Origin of the sequence: Rossellomorea vietnamensis NBRC 101237 (assembly GCF_001591825.1) — a bacterium.
Classification (GTDB): Bacteria; Bacillota; Bacilli; order Bacillales; family Bacillaceae_B; genus Rossellomorea; species Rossellomorea vietnamensis.
Map to the genome: position 1 here is coordinate 18212 of NZ_BCVQ01000021.1, position 20885 is coordinate 39096.

Here is a 20885-nt window from a genome sequence, read left to right on the forward strand (position 1 = left end):
GGGTGTCAAAAACATGCTGAAAAGAGCTTTGATCATTGCGTTAAGCTCGTTCGCACTTGTCGCATGTAGTTCAGATAAAGAGATAAAGAAAGAATCTGATAAAGAAGCCGCAACTCCAGTGGTGAAGGAAGAGACAGGCGTAGAAACAGAAGAAATGAATCAGTATCCTTTAACGGGGATGGCTGAAAAGGAAGAATCAATGAACCGGGCGGTCGCCGTGATGGTGAATAACCATCCGAAGGCAAGGCCCCAATCCGGACTGTCGAAAGCGGATATTGTGTATGAAGTGTTGGCCGAGGGGGATATCACCCGTTTCTTAGTCATATTCCAAAGCAGGATGCCGAAAGAAATCGGCCCTGTCCGAAGTGCCAGAGATTACTATATAGAGCTTGCAAAAGGATATGACAGTCTGTATGTCGCTCACGGATACAGTCCTGAGGCGAAAGAAATGCTGAACAATGGTTTTATCGATGACCTTAACGGAATCCAATATGACGGGACGTTATTCAAGCGGGCAAGCTTCCGAAAAGCCCCTCATAATTCTTATATCACATATGAACATATCAAAGAGGGAGCGGACAAGAACGGCTTTGATATGGAGCGACCGCCTGATGCACTGAATTTCAGTGATAAAGGGAAGAGTAACGGGGAAGCTGCAAATTCCGTGATGATTTCATACAATCATAATCCCCTGTTTAATGCTGTGTATGATTTTAATGAAAAAGAAGGGCGATACGAGCGCTTTTCAAATGGGGAGCAGACCATCGACTATGACTCGAAAGATCCCGTCCTGATCGAAAATCTTTTCATCGTAGAAGCTCCACATAAGATCGTCGATGACGCGGGGCGCCGGGATATCGACCTCAAATCGGGTGGAGATGCTTACTTGATACAGGAAGGGAAGCTCCGGAAGTTACAATGGAAGAATGTGAATGGCCGGATACTTCCTTATGAAAAGAATAAACCTGTGAGCCTGCGGAAAGGCTCGACGTGGATCAACGTCATCCCAAGCTCTCCGGGGCTCGCGGGTTCGGTATCCTATCAAGAATAGAAGGAAAAAGGAGTCTTTTTAATGCAAATAAATAAACTAAGAGGCAAGGAGTTGGATCAGTTATTCAACGCTGTTCTTTCCCTGCAAGACCTTGAAGAATGTTATCGTTTCTTTGATGACCTTTGCACGATCAACGAAATTCAATCACTGGCCCAGCGCCTTGAAGTCGCACGTATGCTTCAGGACGGGAAGACGTATCATAAGATCGAAACTGAAACAGGTGCAAGTACGGCAACGATCTCCCGTGTGAAACGCTGCTTGAACTACGGAAATGATGCGTATCAATTGGTACTGGATCGTGTACATCAGGAAGAAAAGTAAGAGAAGGACCGCTGTCTATGACGAGCGGTCTTTCTTTTGTCCAAGGGAGATAGTTTTCTTCCCTCTGCTTATACAAAGTTTAACAGCGGACGGGGTGATGCGACAGCCTCCCACAAATGATATAATACGTTAGATGGATGTATGAATGGAGGAACAGAGCATGTATGATGTCCAAAAGTGGAGCCATGTGTTTAAACTAGATCCGAATAAGACGATAGACGATGAAGATTTAGAAGCAGTATGTGAATCGGGAACAGACGCGATCATCGTGGGGGGAACGGACGGTGTAACCCTTGAAAAGGTTCTTGATTTGATGGCACGAGTGAGACGATATACGGTTCCTTGTATTCTGGAGGTATCAAATTTGGAGTCGATTACTCCCGGCTTCGATTTGTATTTCATTCCGATGGTGATGAACAGTCAGAACATGAACTGGGTGACGGGACTGCATCACCAGGCTGTGAAGGAATATGGAGAAATCATGAATTGGGACGAAATCCTTGTAGAAGGATATTGTATATTGAACCGTGACTGTAAGGCGGCGAAGGTAACGGAAGCGAACACAGACATTTCAAGTGAAGACGCTGCAGCTTATGCCATGATGGCAGAAAGAATGTTCAACCTGCCGATCTTTTATCTGGAGTACAGTGGTACATATGGAGATGTTGAAACGGTAAAAGAGGTAAAGGATTCACTGGAAAACACGACATTATTCTACGGCGGGGGAATTGAAACCCGGGAGCAGGCGAGGGAAATGGCTGCTGTCTCAGATGTTGTCGTCGTTGGAAATGCTGTATATGACAATCTGAAAGAAGCTTTAAAGACAGTAAAAGCAGTGAAAGGATAAGGATCGAACTGGTGGTCCTTCCCTGATTGATATATAATAGAAATACAAATATAGAACGTACGTTCGTTATGGTGGTGTGAGACTATGCAATTTTTGACTGATCGACTGTTGAATGGAATGAATCCCGAGCAGGCAGAAGCTGTGAAGGCAACGGAAGGGCCGTTACTGATCATGGCAGGGGCAGGCTCCGGGAAGACAAGGGTATTGACGCATCGGATTGCGTATCTGATGGTGGAAAAAGGCGTCAATCCTTACAATATTTTAGCGATTACCTTTACGAATAAAGCGGCAAGAGAGATGAGGGATCGTATTGAAAACATCCTGGGCGGGGCCTCTGAGAACATCTGGATCTCAACTTTTCACAGTATGTGTGTGCGAATCCTGCGACGTGATATTGACCGCATCGGCATGAACCGTAATTTCACGATCCTTGACTCTACCGATCAGCAGTCAGTGATCAAAGCGATTTTAAAAGAAAAAAATATCGATCCGAAGAAATTTGATCCCCGTTCGCTTCTTGGGTCCATTAGCTCTGCAAAAAATGAGCTGACCACTCCTGAAGAGTTATCGAAGCAGGTAGGCGGTTATTATGATCAGGTGGTCTCTGATGTGTATACAGAGTATCAGAAGCGTTTACGCAAGAATCAGGCCCTGGATTTTGATGATTTGATCATGACGACGATCCAATTATTCCAGCGTGTGCCGGAAGTGTTGGAATATTATCAGCGTAAATTCCAGTACATCCACGTGGATGAGTATCAGGATACGAACAGGGCACAGTATATGCTTGTAAAACTGCTTGCCTCCCGTTTTCAAAATCTGTGTGTCGTCGGGGATTCGGATCAGTCGATCTATCGCTGGCGCGGCGCGGACATTGCCAATATCCTTTCTTTTGAAAAGGATTATCCGAGAGCGACCGTCATTTTCCTGGAACAGAACTATCGTTCCACGAAACGGATCCTCCAGGCGGCGAACGAAGTCATCCAGAAGAATTCAAATCGAAAACCGAAGAACCTCTGGACGGAAAATCATGACGGTGAGAAGATTTCCTACTTCAGGGCGGATACGGAGCAAACCGAAGCTCAATTCGTCACAGGGAAAATCAAGGAATTGATGGAAACCGGTAAGAAGAAGTATTCTGATTTTGCCATCCTGTACCGTACCAATGCACAGTCCCGTGTCATGGAGGAAGTGCTTTTAAAATCAAATATCGAATACTCCATCGTGGGCGGCATCAAGTTCTACGATCGGAAAGAGATCAAGGATATCTTAGCGTATCTCAGGCTCATTTCGAATCCGGATGATGATATCAGCCTTCAGCGTGTTATTAACGTTCCGAAAAGAGGAGTAGGGGCCACTTCGATCGATAAAATTGCCCGCTACGCCCAGGATCATGACATTTCCATGTTCAGGGCACTCGCAGAAGCCGACTTTATCGGACTCAGTCCCAAGATCACCAAAGCTGTGATTGAATTCATGGAAATGGTGAAAGGCTACACGAGTATGCAGGAGTATCTATCTGTCACGGAACTGGTAGAAGAGATTCTTGAGAAATCAGGCTACACCGATATGCTGAAAGCGGAAAAGTCCATAGAGTCTCAATCAAGACTCGAGAACTTGGACGAGTTCCTGTCTGTAACGAAAAGCTTTGAACAATCCAACGACGATAAGAGCCTCGTGGCATTTTTAACGGACCTTGCATTGGTCGCCGACATCGATAAACTTGATGAAGACGATCAGCCGAAGGATTCTGTTATCTTGATGACACTGCACGCAGCCAAAGGCTTGGAGTTCCCTGTCGTATTCCTCATGGGAATGGAGGAAGGCGTCTTCCCTCACAGCCGTTCCCTTATGGAAGAGGATGAAATGGAAGAAGAACGCCGATTGGCATACGTGGGGATCACCCGTGCGGAAGAACAGCTCTTCCTGACCAATGCCCAGATGAGGACGCTCTTCGGACAGACGAAGATGAACCCGGTTTCCCGTTTCATCAATGAAATTCCTGCAGACCTGCTGGATGATGTGATGGCAGAGAAGAAGAGTGCCTTCACGCCTTTCGGGAAATCAGCGGCTAAATCACCTTCACGCCCTGCTCCCAGAAAGCCTGTTGCACGTCCGGTCCAAACCACGACGGGTGGAGAATCCGTTGCGTGGCAGGTCGGTGATAAGGCCCAGCATAAGAAGTGGGGGACAGGAACGGTTGTCAGCGTGAAGGGATCAGGAGACAGTGTCGAGCTCGATATCGCTTTCCCGAGTCCGATGGGAATCAAGCGTCTCCTGGCCAAATTTGCTCCAATTGAAAAAGCATAACAGGTCGGAAGGAATCCCCTTCCGGCTATAACCGAATATAAGCAAGAAAGGGTTGTGGAAATGGATCGACAATCAGCCGAAAACCGTATCAATGAACTCCACGAACGATTGAACCAATATAATTACGAATATCATGTCCTCGACAAACCATCTGTCCCGGATTCGGAATATGATCAACTCCTCAGGGAACTCATTGAACTCGAGGACCAGTTTCCGGAATTGAAATCAGCGGATTCACCTTCCCAGCGTGTGGGTGGAACCATTCTTGATTCGTTCGAAAAAGTCGAACACAGAACGCCGATGCTGAGCCTTGGGAATGCCTTTAATGAAGAAGATCTTCGTGACTTTGACCGCCGTGTCCGTCAAGCGGTCGGCGAGGACTTCTCCTACGTTTGTGAGCTGAAGATCGATGGTTTGGCCGTTTCTCTCAGATATGAAGACGGGGCGTTCGTCCAAGGGGCTACACGGGGTGATGGGTCCATAGGTGAGGACATCACATCGAATCTGAAGACCATCCGTTCCATCCCGTTAAAGATTTCTGAAAAAATGTCCTTCGAAGTTCGGGGAGAGGCATTCATGCCGAAAGGATCCTTCGAAGCACTGAATAAGATCAAAGAAGAAAAAGGGGAAGAACCCTTTGCCAATCCGCGTAACGCAGCGGCAGGTTCACTCCGCCAGCTGGATCCGAAAATCGCGGCATCCCGGAATCTCGACATTTTCCTATATGCCCTGGCTGATATCGGGGATACAGGAATCGACTCCCATAGCGAGGGATTGGACACGCTTGATAAACTGGGGTTTAAAACAAACCCGGAACGCAAGCGTTGTGCGACCATTGAAGAAGTCCTTGAATTTGTCGGGAAGTGGACAGATGAACGTCCGAATCTATCCTATGACATTGACGGGATCGTCATAAAGGTCGACTCCCTTGATCAGCAGCAGGAACTTGGAACGACAGCGAAAAGCCCGAGGTGGGCCATTGCGTTCAAGTTTCCTGCCGAAGAAGTCGTCACGGTACTGAAGGACATTGAATTGAGTGTAGGTCGTACAGGTGTCGTCACGCCAACGGCCATTCTGGAACCAGTCCGTGTAGCGGGAACGACCGTACAACGTGCTTCGCTTCACAATGAGGATCTTATCCGTGAAAAAGATATCAAAATCGGTGACCACGTCGTCATTAAAAAAGCGGGGGACATCATCCCGGAAGTGGTGAACGTACTGGAAGACAAGAGAACCGGTGACGAACAGGAATTCCTGATGCCGACTCATTGTCCTGAGTGTGAAAGTGAACTTGTGAGACTTGAAGGGGAAGTGGCCCTCCGCTGCATTAATCCGAAATGTCCCGCTCAAATCAGGGAAGGGCTCATTCACTTTGTATCCCGCAACGCCATGAACATCGACGGCCTGGGTGAAAAGGTGATCAGTCAGCTGTTCAGGGAAAAATTGATTGAAGACGTAGCTGATTTATACAGACTCGAGCGCGATCAGCTTCTTCAGCTGGAACGGATGGGCGAGAAATCCGTTGATAATTTGTTGGAAGCCATTCAAACGTCTAAAGAGAATTCTCTGGAGAAACTGTTATTCGGTCTTGGCATCCGTCACGTAGGAGCCAAAGCCGCAAAGACGTTGGCACAGGAATTCGGCTCAATGGATAGGCTGATGGAATTGGGGAAAGAAGAGCTGACGAACGTAAATGAGATCGGGGATAAAATGGCCGATGCCATCGTCGCTTACTTCGAAAATGATGAAGTGAAGGATCTCATTCAAGAGCTGAAAGAGGCAGGTGTGAACCTTGAATACAAAGGACCGAAGCCTGTATCAGCCAGTGACGTCGACTCGTATTTTGCAGGTAAGACCATAGTCCTCACAGGGAAAATCGAACGATTGAGCCGAAATGAAGCAAAAGAAAAAATCGAGATGCTCGGCGGGAAAGTGACCGGCAGTGTCAGCAAGAAAACCGATCTTGTCATTGCAGGGGAAGAAGCGGGATCGAAGCTTACGAAAGCGAATGACTTAAATATAGAAGTCTGGGATGAGGATAAGCTGATGGAAGAACTTAACCGATAAGAGGTGTAACGAGGAATGAAAAAAGGGATTTCGGTCGCTCTCGCCGCATTAGTGTTACTGGGAGGATGTGCACCGACATTTGAGAAACAGGATCAGGTCGTCCAGGAAAATCAGGATAGTGAAGCCAAGAAAGCCATCATACCAAGCTTTCAAATTTCCAAAGAATACTACAAGACGATGCTTCCGTATGAAACGAGTAATACCCGGGGAGTCGTCGTGAATGACCTGGGTTCAAGATATGATATTAATGAAATCGAGACGGGCTTATTAAGGGTTGCCCAAAATCGGTTTTCGACGGATGAATATTTCTTTAAAGAAGGTCAATTCCTTACCAAGAAGACGGTTGATAGCTGGCTGCAACGAAAGTACACCAGTGAACAGCTGAAGGAAAAAGGGTTGAAGGAGTCTGAAAATGTCGGACTTAATCCCGTGCAGTCAAAAGGGGAAAATGCCCCCATCTATTTGGCCCACGTCGTCGAACATAATTACTTGATGAAAAAAGAAGATAACAAGGTGCGTCTTGGTGGAGTGGCCATCGCCCTGTCCCTGAATTCTGTCCAATATGAGACCAATATGTCTAATGGTACAAGAACTGTAAAAAACCTTTCCAATGAGGTTTTGAAAGAGCAGGGAGCGAAAATCGCAGGTGAAGTACTCAACCGGCTTCGTGAGAAAAAAGAACTCCAGAACGTTCCGATTATGATTTCACTTTATAAACAGGCTCCGAAGGATCAGGTCGTACCCGGTCACTTCTTCGCCTACACAATTGTGGAACCGGACCAAACCGGCATTCAGGACTGGAAAGGGATCAATGAAGACTATTATTTATTCCCTTCCCCGGAAGCCCAGGAGAACCATCCGAACGATTACAAAGTCTTTAACGAACTGAAAACAGACATCGAAAAGTATTTTCCTGTATATACAGGACTGACAGGTCAAGCGCTCTATCAAGATCAGAAGCTGTCCAAAATGGAATTCGAGGTGGCCCTGTCCTTCCAGGGGAAAGCAGAAACCATCGGATTCGCCCAGCATCTGACCAACATGATCGGCAAACAGACCCCGGACAGCTGGGATGTAGAACTCCTCGTCTCCTCTTCCTATGGACCGGAAGCGCTGATCATCAAGAAGCCCGGCAGTAAAGAAACCTATTTACACATATATGAATAAATAGAGAGAGAACTAATCCGGAAAAGGGTTAGTTCTTTTTTTTTGAGGGACGGACCTTCTGTATTTCCAAAAAAATGAAACTATCAGGTCGATTCACACGTAAAAGATTAGTGAATCGATCGAGTGGTGCAGAAAGAAAGACTTTTATATACAAAATTAAAGAATAAGGAGGTAGCTGAGATGATGAGTTTTATCGCTCTTATAGTGGCTGGAACGTCCCTGACATTTGCAACGCTTGTTTATGAAAAGAATAAAAAAATGGAGAAGAGAATGAAGGACTTGGAGAACAAACTATAAATATCGAAATGGTTATGGTTACTGAAGGTCCGTCCCTCACCGCTTTAATGCGATGAGGGACGGACCTCATTTTGTGTTATCAACACCCTTGCGAAAAATGTCGAATGAAAATTCTGAAAAAAGTGTTCCAAATTCAATCTATCTGTTATACAATACAAACATGTTAATTAATCTGTATTATAACAATAATGATTTGTTTAATACGCTTAAGGAGTGAATACGTTCTATGTCGACTCAAATGGTTGGTATCAAGGTAACCGGGGAACTTAAACCGGGCTTTGATGAGATGTTATCCTCTGAGGCACTGCAGTTTTTGGAACAGCTGGAGCGCAGGTTCGGGGAGAAACGCAGGGAGCTGTTACACAACAGAGAGAAGAAGCAAGAGCGGATCAATGGAGGAGAGCTTCCTCACTTTTTGACGGAAACCGAATCGATCCGCCAAAGTGAGTGGAAGGTTGCTCCGATTCCGAAAGCACTGCAGGATCGAAGGGTGGAGATCACAGGCCCTGTCGATCGGAAAATGGTCATCAATGCTCTGAATTCAGGAGCGAAATGTTTCATGGCATGTTTTGAAGATGCCACTTCACCTACATGGAATAACCTCATAGAAGGACAAATCAACCTCCGAGATGCTGTACACCACACGATAGACTTCGAGACAAACGGGAAGCGTTATGAATTGAACGAAGAGCACGCGGTTCTGATCGTAAGACCAAGAGGACTTCACCTGGAAGAGAAACACATCGAACTGGATGGAGAATCTCTATCAGGAAGCCTTGTCGACTTTGGGTTATTCTTCTTCCATAATGCGACTCACCTAACTTCACTGAATAAAGGCCCTTATTTTTACTTACCTAAATTAGAAAGCCATGAAGAAGCACGATTCTGGAATGAAGTATTTGTATTTGCCCAGGATTATGTGGGAATTCCCCAAGGGACGATCAAAGCGACGGTCCTGATCGAAACGATCACAGCGGCATTTGAAATGGATGAAATCCTTTATGAGTTAAAAGAACACTCAGCAGGGTTGAATTGTGGAAGATGGGATTATATCTTCAGCTATATCAAAAAGCTTCGGGAACAGGAAGATGTGATTCTTCCCGATCGTTCATCGGTCACGATGACGGCGCCATTCATGAGAGCATACTCCCTGCTTACGATTAAGACCTGTCACAGAAGGGGAGCTCCTGCAATAGGCGGTATGGCGGCGCAGATCCCTGTCAAGAACGACCCTGTCAAGAACGAAGAAGCGTTCAATAAAGTGAAAACGGATAAAGAACGGGAAGCAAGGGATGGTCATGATGGAACGTGGGTAGCGCACCCTGGTCTGGTCCCGGTTGCCATGGACGTATTCAATCGGGAAATGAAGAAAGAGAACCAGATTGAAGAGAAAACATTGATGGAACTGGAAGTATCTGAACAGGAGCTTCTCGAAGTTCCTCAAGGAGCGATAACCGAAGAAGGTGTCCGCCTGAACATTAATGTAGGCATTCAATACATTTCATCCTGGCTGAGCGGCCGAGGAGCGGCACCGATCCATAATCTGATGGAAGATGTGGCCACGGCAGAAATCTCCCGTGCCCAGCTATGGCAATGGATCCGTCATCCGAAAGGGATCCTCGAGGATGGCCGGCATATCACCATCGAGCTCTACGAACAGCTCAAGCAGGAAGAACTGACAAAACTCAAAAGCCAATTGGGTGAAGAACGATACAAGGAACGCCGATTCTCTGAAGCCGTCGACCTGTTCGACCAGCTCATCCAGAATGACCAGTTCACAGACTTCCTCACCATTCCCGGCTACCGGATCCTTTAAAGGGTCGTACCCCGTCAACTGTTGGTAGAACACGTATATTAACTTTATTCAATTACCGCTTCACCTGGATGAGGGACGGACCTCAACCGATGACGCAAGACCATACATCAAACATACACCGGTATGTATAAAAACAAAAAGGGAGAGATTTAACATGGTAAAAGCAAATAACGAACGTGTAACGGCACTTCAGGAAAACTGGGAAATGGATAAACGATGGAAAGGGATCACCCGTCCTTACTCAGCGGAAGATGTTATTCGACTAAGGGGATCGATTGATATCGAACACACAATTGCCCGCAGGGGTTCTGAGAAACTATGGAATTTGCTTCATGAGGAGGATTATATCAATGCCCTGGGTGCCCTGACAGGAAACCAGGCGGTCCAACAGGTAAGAGCCGGACTGAAAGCCATCTATCTAAGCGGGTGGCAGGTTGCAGCGGATGCTAACCTTTCTGGTCATATGTATCCAGATCAAAGTCTGTACCCTGCTAACTCCGTACCATCCGTCGTAAAGAGGATCAACCAGGCCCTTCAGCGCGCTGATCAGGTTCATTATGTAGAAGGGGATGAATCGATTGATTGGTTCGTACCGATCGTTGCCGATGCAGAAGCGGGATTCGGCGGACAGTTGAATGTGTTTGAATTAATGAAGGGCATGATTGAAGCAGGGGCGTCAGCGGTCCATTTTGAAGACCAGCTTTCTTCGGAGAAAAAGTGCGGTCATCTCGGAGGTAAGGTGCTTCTTCCTACTCAAACTTCTGTAAAGAACCTCATTTCCGCCCGTCTTGCAGCGGACGTAATGGGTGTGCCGACCTTGATCGTTGCCCGTACGGATGCCAATGCCGCGGACTTGATCACGAGTGATGTCGATCCGTATGATGCCCAGTTCATCACCGGCGACCGAACTCCTGAAGGCTTCTTCCGCACAAATGCCGGCCTCAATCAGGCGATAGCGAGAGGCCTTGCATATGCTCCTTATGCAGATCTTGTGTGGTGTGAAACGTCAGAACCGAGTCTTGAGGAAGCACGCCGGTTTGCAGAGGCGATCCATGCTGAACATCCAGGAAAGTTACTTGCTTACAACTGTTCCCCGTCCTTTAACTGGAAAAAGAAATTGGACGATGAAACGATTGCCAAATTCCAGGTGGAGCTCGGTAAAATGGGCTATAAATTCCAGTTCGTCACACTTGCAGGCTTCCACGCACTGAATCACAGTATGTTCGAGCTTGCGAGAGGGTACAAAGATCGTGGTATGGCCGCCTATTCACAGCTACAAGAAGCAGAGTTTGCCAGCGAAAAGCATGGTTATTCCGCTACAAGGCATCAGCGTGAAGTCGGAACCGGATACTTTGACGAAGTCTCCATGGTGATTTCAGGTGGAACATCCTCCACAACGGCTTTGAAAGGTTCAACGGAGGCAGCACAATTCTAAAATACTATTAATATACTCATAAAGGTCCGTCCCTCAACAACGAGGGACGGACCTTTATATGTTTCTAGTACTATCGGAGTGAATTTGTGAATAAAGTAACTTTATAAAAAATTTATAAATATACTATTGATTTTATTAATATACACTCATATAATTAGACCTAATTTAAATTTATTGTTTGGGGTGAGAGGTATTGGATGTTGGTATTGTTGGTAGTACTGGGTATGGTGGTGTGGAGTTGTACCGTCTGTTGTCAAACCATCCGATTGTGAATGATTGTATTTTGTATTCATCTTCTCTGGAGGGGAGTTCATATGCGGAACAGTATCCGCATTTATCCGGTCTTTCCCAAGAAAGGGTGAAGCCAATCATGATCGAAGAAATGCAACAGCTGGATTTCGTATTTCTGGCGGTGCCTTCAGGCGTTTCAAAGGAGCTTGCCCAGAAGCTTATCGGAAAAAAGGCGAAAGTGATCGATCTTTCGGGCGACCTGCGCTTAAAGGACCCGAGTGAATATGAAGAGTGGTACAAAGGAGAATCCGCCCCGCAGGATGTCCTCGGGAAAGCGGTCTATGGACTGACTGAAATCAATCGACACGCTATCCGGGAAGCGGACCTGATTGCCAACCCGGGCTGCTTCCCGACAGCGACCCTGCTGGGGCTGGCCACGCTCTATCAACAGGATCTTATAGACCCTCATTCCTTGATCATCGATGCCAAAACCGGTTTATCCGGGGCAGGGAGGAAAGCGAGTCAATCCAGTCATTTTTCCGAGACTCAGGAAAATCTACGAATCTATAAGGTCCATCAGCACCAGCACACTCCTGAAATTGAACAGCAATTGAAGGAATGGAGTAGTGAAGCGGGACCGATCACACTCACAACCCACCTCATTCCCATGACGAGGGGGATCATGGTGACGATGTACGCCGACTTGAAGTACACCTGCACCACTGAGCAGTTACATACCCGCTATGAAAGCTTTTATGAAAAGTATCCATTCGTCAGGATTCGTCCGGTCGGCCAGTTCCCGAGCACCAAAGAAGTATTCGGCACCAATTTCTGTGACCTATCCATCAAAGCAGATCCACGGACGAACCGGGTTACGATCGTATCAGTGATCGATAATTTGGTAAAGGGAGCGGCGGGTCAGGCGGTGCAAAATATGAACGTGATGCTGGGGTTGGACGAAACGACAGGTCTTCATCACTATCCAATTTATCCATAAGAGGGGGAGAATCAATGAAACTGGTAAAAGAAGAAACAGTGAAACCTATCAAGGGAGGAACGATTCTGTCGCCTCTGGGGTATAAGGCTGGCGGTATGCATACCGGCCTGCGCTATGCCAAAAAGGATTTCGGTGTCATTTACAGCGAGAAGCCTGCACAATGCGGAGCGGTTTATACGCAAAGTCATTTTCAAGCGGCTCCCCTCAAAGTCACACAGGAAAGCATCTCCCAATCTCATAAACTACAGGCAATCGTCGTAAACAGTGCCATTGCAAATGCGTGCACAGGTGAACAAGGGTTGACGGATGCGTATCAAACGAGGGAATGGACCGCAGAACGTTTCCAGATCCCCGAAGAGTACGTCGCCGTTGCATCCACAGGTGTCATCGGTGAATGGCTTCCCATGGATAAGATGAAAAAGGGCTGCAGTGGCATCCAGGTCGGTGAGGATCCGGAAAGTGCACAGTCTTTCCAACAGGCGATCCTTACGACGGATACAATCGAGAAATCGTCGTGCTATCAGGTCATGATCGACGGGAAGACCGTCACCATCGGAGGCTGTGCGAAAGGCTCGGGGATGATTCATCCGAATATGGCAACGATGCTCGGTTTTATTACAACCGACGCCACCATATCGTCGGATGTTCTGCAGACTGCCCTTAAAACAGCCATCGATCAATCCTTCAATCAAATCACTGTAGACGGGGAAACGTCCACCAACGATATGGTCATCAGCTTGGCCAATGGCATGGTGGATCATGAAACTCTTCACGAGAATCATCCTGACTGGACGCACTTTCAAAAAGGATTGACCCTTGTATGTGAAGATCTGGCGAAACAAATCGCAAGGGATGGAGAAGGTGCAACCAAACTGGTGGAAGTGAATGTCACAGGAGCACAGTCCCATCAGGATGCCAACATTTTAGCCAAAAAAATCGTCGGTTCCAATCTGGTGAAGACGGCCCTCTTCGGCGGGGACCCGAACTGGGGAAGGATCGTCGGAGCGATGGGTCATAGTGGCGTCGACCTCAGCCCTCATCAATGTGATATCCGCATCGGGGACACCCTCGTATTTTCAAAAGGGACTCCCCAACCATTCAATGAAGAGGAAGTCAGCGGGTACATGAGTGATGAATATGTTTGCATCTCTGTATTACTGAATAGTGGAGAAGGATTCGGAAAAGCATGGGGGTGCGATCTTACGTATGATTACGTCAAAATCAATGCAAGTTACCGAACATAAGCCTGTGATTGTAGTGAAACTCGGTGGGAGTATCATTTCCAAGCTGTCGTCCCTTTTCTATAAAAGCATAAAAGATCTTCAGAAGCACTACCATGTGATCCTCGTTCACGGCGGGGGGCCTGAGATTACGGCAACACTTAAAGAACTTGGAATACAGTCCACGTTCATCAACGGCCAGCGAAAGACCACGAAGGATGTTTTCAACATTGCCGAACAAATGCTGAAGGGGAAGGTGAACAGCGAATTGGTCCACCGGCTCAACCGGGATGGGGTAAGAGCTGTCGGGTTAAGCGGGTACGATGCACAATTACTCGAGGCGAGTTTCATAGATCAAGAGTCTCTTGGGTTCGTCGGGAAAATTGAAGAGGTCAATCTCAATCTGTTGCACAATTTACTATCATTAAACTACTTACCGGTGATTGCCCCCCTTGCAACAACAGGGGAAGGTGAAAGGGTGAATGTGAATGCCGACCTTGCTGCAGCAGCCGTCGCCCAAGCCCTGAATGCTGAGAAATTGGTATTTGTCACCGATGTACCTGGAATCTTGAAAGACGGTGAACTTGTTTCACGTGTAACAATCGACGTCATTCAACAGTATATCGAAACCGGTGTGATCTACGGTGGAATGATCCCTAAGGTGCAGGCGGCTCTTTCAGTTTTAAATAAACATATTAAAGAAGTGATGATTGTCGGATGCCGGGATTCCATCATCCAGGATGGGGAAATGATCGGCACCCGAATGACAGAAGGAAAAGGGGTTCAAGCGATATGAGTCATGTATTCCCAACGTATAATCGGTTAGACATTGAATTGGTATCGGGGAAAGGTACGGAGGTACAGGATCAACATGGTACATCCTACTTGGATTTCATCTCGGGAATCGCCGTTTGTAACTTAGGGCATTCCCCTTCTGTTGTAAAAGAAGCAGTGGAGAGGCAAATGGAGACACTTTGGCACGTATCGAATCTGTTCACGATCCCGAAACAGGAAGAGGCAGCCACACTCCTCGCTTCTGCAAGTGGCCTAGATGCCGTGTTCTTCTGCAATAGCGGAGCGGAAGCGAATGAAGCGGCGATTAAGCTGGCGAAGAAACATACAGGAAAGACCAAGATCCTGACCTTTGAGCAATCCTTTCACGGCCGTACATTCGCAACGATGAGTGCGACCGGACAGGAGAAGATCCACAGCGGATTCGGTCCCCTGCTGCCGACCTTTGAATATCTTCCATACAACGATGAGGAGACGCTATCAGAAGTGAAGGATGGGGATGTTGCCGCCATCATGCTCGAAGTGATCCAGGGGGAAGGGGGAGTCAACCCGGGAACCCTTTCCTTTTTGCAGGCGGTTGAAGCCAAATGCCGCGAACTGGATGCGTTACTCATCATCGATGAAGTTCAGACAGGGGCGGGACGGACGGGACTTCCCTTTGCTTACCAGCACTATTCCCTGGATCCGGATATTGTCACGGCTGCAAAAGGACTCGGCAGTGGGTTTCCCGTGGGGGCCATGATAGGGAAGAAAGAACTCATCCCATCCTTTTCACAAGGCACACACGGATCGACATTCGGAGGGAATCCATTAGCGATGTCGGCAGCGAAGGCAACCATGGAAACCATTTTCGAAGAGGGATTCATGAAGGATGTTCAACAGAAATCGGAGTATTTCATGGAACAACTGACCCTCAAGCTCCAGGAATATCACATGGTCCAGGAAGTAAAAGGGATCGGTTTTATGATCGGTATCTCCTTCGATCAGGAAGTGAGTGATATCATTGCCGAGCTCCGGCATAATGGATTATTGACCCTTCCGGCAGGAGCACATGTCATCCGGTTATTACCACCATTGACGGTTACTCATGCTGAACTCGATCAGGCTCTTCACATATTGATCCATACAATCGAGCAACACCAATCAACCGAAGTCTACTAAATTTTTTTAATGATAAATGCATAAAAATACCTTAATATAATTATTTATTCATAGGAGGGCAACTCATGACAGGCTATTTATGTTTGCAAAACGGCAGCACCTTTACAGGGAAAGTCATGATGGAGGAAGATGGCCCCGTTCAGGGTGAGATTGTATTTTTCACAGGAATGACAGGGTATCAGGAAGTGTTGACGGACCCTTCCTATAAGGATCAGATCGTCGTTTTCACTTACCCTCTCATCGGCCAGTATGGTGTGAATGAAGACGATTTCGAAAGCGGTAAGCCCCAGGTGAAAGGGGTCGTCATGCTCGGTTCAGCCGAATCATTTTCCCACTATAAAGCGGCTTCGTCACTTAAGGACTATCTTCAAAAATGGAAGATTCCTTTCATGACAGGGGTGGATACGAGACAGGTTGTAAAAGAGATCCGTCATGAGGGAAGTCAAAATGCATGCATTTCATATACAGAAGTGCTACCTGAAGAGGAAACACTCACCGGTCAAATCGAAAAAGTCGCTGCTTCAGAAACTTTTCAAACGGGAAGCGGCAGCAAGCATATCGCCGTCGTCGATTTCGGTGTGAAAAAATCGATCGTATCAAGCTTGTTGGAAATGGATTGTCTCGTGACGGTCATCCCGTATCACCAATTGGCTCAGTTGGATCAACTGAATGTCGATGGACTGGTATTATCCAACGGCCCTGGGGACCCGAAGGAAATGATGTCCTTCTTACCACAGCTGAAAGAGAAAATCCTGCAAATGCCAACACTCGGGATCTGCCTGGGTCACCAATTGATCGCCCTTGCACTGGGAGGGGAAACGGATCGATTGTTATTCGGGCACAGAGGGGCGAATCACCCGGTCATGGACAACGAGACGGGTGAGGTGTTCATCACGTCGCAAAACCATAATTATGTCGTGAATCAAGATAGTTTAATCGGGACAGGACTTGAGCCCCGATTTATGAACGTCAATGATGGTTCCCTTGAGGGCCTGCAGCATAAGAGTAAGCCAATCCTTTCCGTTCAATTCCATCCCGAAGCACGACCTGGACCTGAAGACGCTTCGTGGATATTCCAGCAATTCTATCATTCGATTAAACAACCGGGGAGAGAGAAAATGTATGCCTAAAGATTCCAGTATTCAAAAAATCCTGATCATCGGATCGGGACCCATCATCATCGGGCAGGCGGCTGAATTCGATTATTCCGGCACGCAAGGGTGTCTTGCCCTGAAAGAAGAGGGCTATGATGTAGTCCTTGTGAATCACAATCCGGCCACGATCATGACGGATACCGCTTATGCCGACACCGTGTATTGTGAACCTCTGACCGTAAAGACCTTGACGACCATCATCGAAAAGGAACGACCACAAGGGTTGGTGGCGAGCCTCGGTGGGCAGACCGCCTTGAATCTGGCCGTCGGGCTCCATGAGAAAGGGGTACTTGAGAAGTACGGAGTGAAACTGCTCGGTACGTCCGTTGATTCGATTCAAAAAGGGGAGGACAGAGAAAAGTTCCGGTCGTTAATGGAAGCTTTGGGTCACCCGACGGCGGAAAGCAGCATCGTCCATGACCTGGAAGAGGCCCTCATTTTTTCTAAGGAGATTGCCCTTCCGATCATCGTCCGCCCTGCTTATACGTTAGGGGGAAGAGGGGGCGGGATCGCTTCCAGCATGGAGGAATACAAAAAACTCGTGCTATCCGGTTTGAAAGCGAGTCCGATCCATCAAGTGCTTGTGGAAAAAAGCATCGCCGGTTTCAAGGAAATCGAGTATGAAGTGATGAGAGATTCAAAAGGAAATTGTATATCGGTCTGCAATATGGAAAACTTCGATCCGGTAGGGGTCCATACGGGGGATTCCATTGTCGTGGCCCCGTCCCAGACGTTGACGGACCGGGAGTTTCATATGCTCCGTACGTCCGCCTTTGATATCGTCAGCGCATTAGAAGTAGTGGGAGGATGCAATATACAATTTGCTTTAGACCCTAACAGCAACCAATACTTTGTCATTGAAGTGAATCCGCGGGTGAGCAGGTCATCTGCCCTGGCATCCAAGGCAACGGGCTATCCCATCGCCAAAGTCGCAGTGAAGATTGCGGTCGGCTACACATTGGATGAAATCATCAATCCCCTGACCAGGACCACCTATGCAAGCTTTGAACCTGCCCTTGATTACGTGGTCGTGAAATTCCCCAGATGGCCGTTCGATAAATTCCCTGAAGCGAACAGGGTCCTTGGAACGAAGATGAAAGCAACGGGAGAAGTGATGGCGATCGAGCGCTCATTAGAGGCGGCGTTTCAAAAGGCGCTTCAATCGTTGGACCTTTCACTGGAGAGCCTGTATGGAGGGATGGCAGATCTATCATTGGATGAACTGGAGAAGAAGGTTGTGACGCCGACGGATTCACGATTCTTTGAACTGATGGAGTTGTTAAGAGGGGGACGATCCATCGATTCCCTTCACGAACTGACGGGGATCGATAAGCTGTTCCTGTCGGTGATGAGCAATCTTGTTGATATGGAACATAAGCTCAGAGGCTCATTCAGTGCAGAGCTATTGAAAGAAGCGAAGGAGTTACGGTTTGAGGATAGTACCATTGCCGGGCTGACGGGAATGGCTGAAGTATCTATCGTCGATTTGCGAATGGAAGAAGGAATCGTTCCCGTATTTAAAATGGTCGATACGTGCGCCGGAGAGTTTGAGGCGATCACGAACTACGCCTATTCGACGTATTATGGGACAAATGAAATCGAGTCTTTACCAGGGGAGAAAAAAGTCCTGATCATCGGGGCGGGACCGATCCGGATCGGTCAGGGAGTCGAATTTGACTACAGCGCCGTCAAGGCCATCAAGCGTTTGAAAGAGCACGGGTACACCACGATCATGGTGAATAACAATCCCGAAACCGTCAGTACCGATTATGAAACCGCGGACAGATTATACTTTGAACCGATTACGAAAGAAGCGGTCCTTGCCATCATCAAGCGTGAGAGGGTCGATACCGTACTGGTTCAATTCGGGGGACAAACGGCATTGAACCTTGCCGGTATGTTAGAAGGAGAGGGAATCACACTTCTCGGCACTTCATCCGATATCATTGACCGGGTGGAAGATCGGGAGCGTTTTTATCAACTCCTTGATGGATGCATGATCCCCCGTGTGAAAGGGGACATATGCCACAGTAAAGAAGAAGCGATGCATGTTGCCGTAAATCTGGCCTTCCCTCTTCTATGCCGCCCTTCCTATGTCATCGGTGGCAAAGGGATGGTGAAAGTGAAGAGTCTTGAGGAAATGCAGCGCTTCATCCAAACCGCAGATGAAGAATATTTTCCTATATTGGTAGATGAATTTAAAGAAGGCCGGGAAGTGGAAATCGATCTTGTAGGGGACGGGGAAGACGTCTATGTGCCTGGTGTGATGGAACATGTTGAAAGGGCCGGCGTCCACTCAGGGGACAGTATGTCCATCTTTCCTTCCGAATCCCTGTCGGGGGAAATCAAGGAGACGATTGAAGAGTATGCCCGTAAGATTGTATCCGGGCTTCAGTATAAAGGGATCATGAATATTCAATTCCTGCTGCAGAATCAAAATGTGTATGTATTGGAAGTCAACCCCCGGGCCAGCCGCACCGTACCGATCGTCAGTAAGATCCTTGGTTTTCCATTGATCGATATGGCTACGGATCTCATGTGCGGGGAGCGTTTGACCATCGATGCGTTTGACCCTCCTTCCGAAATAAAAGGAGTCGGGGTGAAGTATCCCGTGTTCTCATCCCATGCTTTACCTGAGATCGATCAGATCCTCGGTGCGAATATGAAGTCGACGGGAGAAGGTCTATGTCTGGGGGAAACCGTTGAAGAAGCTTTATACAAAGTATTTGAAGAGCTGCATGGGGGAGTGGAAGCAGGGGGAACCATGTACGTCGATTGTGAGCAGACAGAGGTTAAGCAATATCAAACGGCTGAAGAAGCATCATTCAGTGAATGGATCCAAACCGATCATGCATGTGTCTACTTCAATGATGAGGAAACGGACGCGAAGAGAAGAATCGCTGCATTGGAAGCGGGTGTCACCGTCATAACCGAAGCGGAAACCCTGCAAGCCTTCATGCGGAGCAAGAATGCATACGTCCAGCCGAAGCCTTTAGTTCATTCAAAATCCATTCAGGGAGTGAGCCGAGTATGAACCATTCAACCATTGCACCATCTCCGAAAGAAATGTCGTTAAAAGGAAGAGACCTCGTCACGTGGCTCGATTACACCGCGGAGGAGGTCCATGAACTCTTATCATTGGCTCAGTACTTGAAGGAAAACCCTTATTCGAAGAGCCTTGAAGGAAAGACTCTCGGAATGATCTTTGAAAAGTCATCGACAAGAACACGAGTGTCATTTGAAGCGGGAATGCTCCAATTGGGAGGTCACGCCATCTATTTGAATTCCCGTGATATCCAGCTTGGAAGAGGGGAGTCGATTGCGGATACGGCACGCGTCCTGTCCTCTTATGTGGACGGGATCATGATCCGCACGTTCGAAACCGAGAAGGTGACACAGCTGGCTGAGTATGCAAGTGTCCCCGTCATCAACGGTCTTTGCGATACGTATCATCCATGCCAGGCGTTGGCCGATGTCCTCACGATCCTGGAAACCAAGGGGACGCTGAAAGGGGTGAAGGTCGTCTATATCGGGGATGGCAATAACGTGGCCCACTCCTTCATGATCCTCTGTGCCATGCTTGGGATGGAGGTCGTCGTCTCCTGTCCTGAAGGGTACGAACCGAAGGAAGATATCATAGGGAAAACGGTGGATCTGGCCGTGAAAAGCGGAGGGAGTTTCACCCTGACCCATGACGCGAATGAAGCGGTGAAGGGTGCTGATGTCGTCTACACGGACGTTTGGGCAAGTATGGGGCAGGAAGAGGAAGCGTTCAAGCGTCTCCAGGATTTTAAAGGATACCAAGTGAACGAGGAGTTGTTGAGTCATGCTTCTCCCCATGTGACATTCCTCCATTGTCTTCCGGCACACAGGGAAGAAGAAGTCACTGCAGCCGTCATCGACGGTCCATGTTCCGCCGTATTTCAACAGGCGGAGAATCGATTGCATGTCCAGAAGGCAATTTTACAATCGTTTTTCATATAAATGGCAAAGGGTCCGCTCACGTGTATGAGCGGACC

The 20885-nt window shown here is 47.7% G+C and carries 15 protein-coding genes; all 15 read left to right on the top strand.

What is annotated here, in order from left to right:
• Positions 1 to 13 precede the first annotated feature (13 nt).
• A complete protein-coding gene (locus BVI01S_RS12320; RefSeq protein ID WP_061810350.1) occupies positions 14 to 1051 on the top strand; it encodes a DUF3048 domain-containing protein in 1038 nt (345 codons plus the stop codon).
• Positions 1052 to 1072: 21 nt separating this feature from the next.
• A complete protein-coding gene (locus BVI01S_RS12325; RefSeq protein WP_034760840.1) occupies positions 1073 to 1372 on the top strand; it encodes a YerC/YecD family TrpR-related protein in 300 nt (99 codons plus the stop codon).
• 160 nt (positions 1373 to 1532) lie between these two features.
• Positions 1533 to 2219, top strand: coding sequence for a heptaprenylglyceryl phosphate synthase (gene pcrB / locus BVI01S_RS12330; protein WP_034760841.1), 687 nt, complete (start codon positions 1533 to 1535; stop codon positions 2217 to 2219).
• An 84-nt stretch (positions 2220 to 2303) separates the two neighbouring features.
• Complete coding sequence (gene pcrA, locus BVI01S_RS12335; protein ID WP_034760843.1) at positions 2304 to 4529, top strand: DNA helicase PcrA; 2226 nt, start codon at positions 2304 to 2306, stop codon at positions 4527 to 4529.
• 60 nt (positions 4530 to 4589) lie between these two features.
• On the top strand, positions 4590 to 6596 hold the full coding sequence (ligA, locus tag BVI01S_RS12340; protein WP_061810351.1) for an NAD-dependent DNA ligase LigA: 2007 nt from the start codon (positions 4590 to 4592) through the stop codon (positions 6594 to 6596).
• Between the two features lie 15 nt (positions 6597 to 6611).
• Entirely contained in the window at positions 6612 to 7763 is a 1152-nt protein-coding gene (locus tag BVI01S_RS12345) for a CamS family sex pheromone protein (RefSeq protein WP_061810352.1), read from the top strand.
• A gap of 523 nt (positions 7764 to 8286) precedes the next feature.
• The gene (gene aceB / locus BVI01S_RS12350) at positions 8287 to 9876 is read left to right on the top strand and encodes a malate synthase A (protein ID WP_061810353.1); all 1590 of its coding nucleotides are present in this window, start codon (positions 8287 to 8289) and stop codon (positions 9874 to 9876) included.
• A 154-nt stretch (positions 9877 to 10030) separates the two neighbouring features.
• Positions 10031 to 11311, top strand: a complete 1281-nt coding sequence (aceA, locus tag BVI01S_RS12355) for an isocitrate lyase (RefSeq protein ID WP_061810354.1) — start codon at positions 10031 to 10033, stop codon at positions 11309 to 11311.
• A gap of 193 nt (positions 11312 to 11504) precedes the next feature.
• Positions 11505 to 12539, top strand: coding sequence for an N-acetyl-gamma-glutamyl-phosphate reductase (gene argC, locus BVI01S_RS12360; RefSeq protein WP_061810355.1), 1035 nt, complete (start codon positions 11505 to 11507; stop codon positions 12537 to 12539).
• Positions 12540 to 12553: 14 nt separating this feature from the next.
• Positions 12554 to 13783: a bifunctional ornithine acetyltransferase/N-acetylglutamate synthase gene (gene argJ / locus BVI01S_RS12365; protein WP_061810356.1), complete on the top strand. Its 1230-nt coding sequence runs from the start codon at positions 12554 to 12556 to the stop codon at positions 13781 to 13783.
• Entirely contained in the window at positions 13746 to 14555 is an 810-nt protein-coding gene (gene argB, locus BVI01S_RS12370; RefSeq protein ID WP_231479982.1) for an acetylglutamate kinase, read from the top strand. The genes argJ and argB overlap by 38 nt, the downstream gene beginning before the upstream one ends.
• Positions 14552 to 15712: an acetylornithine transaminase gene (gene argD, locus BVI01S_RS12375; RefSeq protein ID WP_061810357.1), complete on the top strand. Its 1161-nt coding sequence runs from the start codon at positions 14552 to 14554 to the stop codon at positions 15710 to 15712. Before argB ends, argD begins: the two co-directional genes overlap by 4 nt.
• 65 nt (positions 15713 to 15777) lie before the next feature.
• On the top strand, positions 15778 to 16842 hold the full coding sequence (locus tag BVI01S_RS12380; protein WP_061810358.1) for a carbamoyl phosphate synthase small subunit: 1065 nt from the start codon (positions 15778 to 15780) through the stop codon (positions 16840 to 16842).
• Positions 16835 to 19900 (top strand): carbamoyl-phosphate synthase (glutamine-hydrolyzing) large subunit, encoded by a 3066-nt coding sequence (gene carB / locus BVI01S_RS12385; protein ID WP_061810359.1) that lies wholly within the window; start codon positions 16835 to 16837, stop codon positions 19898 to 19900. Before BVI01S_RS12380 ends, carB begins: the two co-directional genes overlap by 8 nt.
• The gene (gene argF, locus BVI01S_RS12390) at positions 19897 to 20850 is read left to right on the top strand and encodes an ornithine carbamoyltransferase (RefSeq protein ID WP_061810360.1); all 954 of its coding nucleotides are present in this window, start codon (positions 19897 to 19899) and stop codon (positions 20848 to 20850) included. The genes carB and argF overlap by 4 nt, the downstream gene beginning before the upstream one ends.
• The last annotated feature ends 35 nt before the right edge of the window (positions 20851 to 20885 follow it).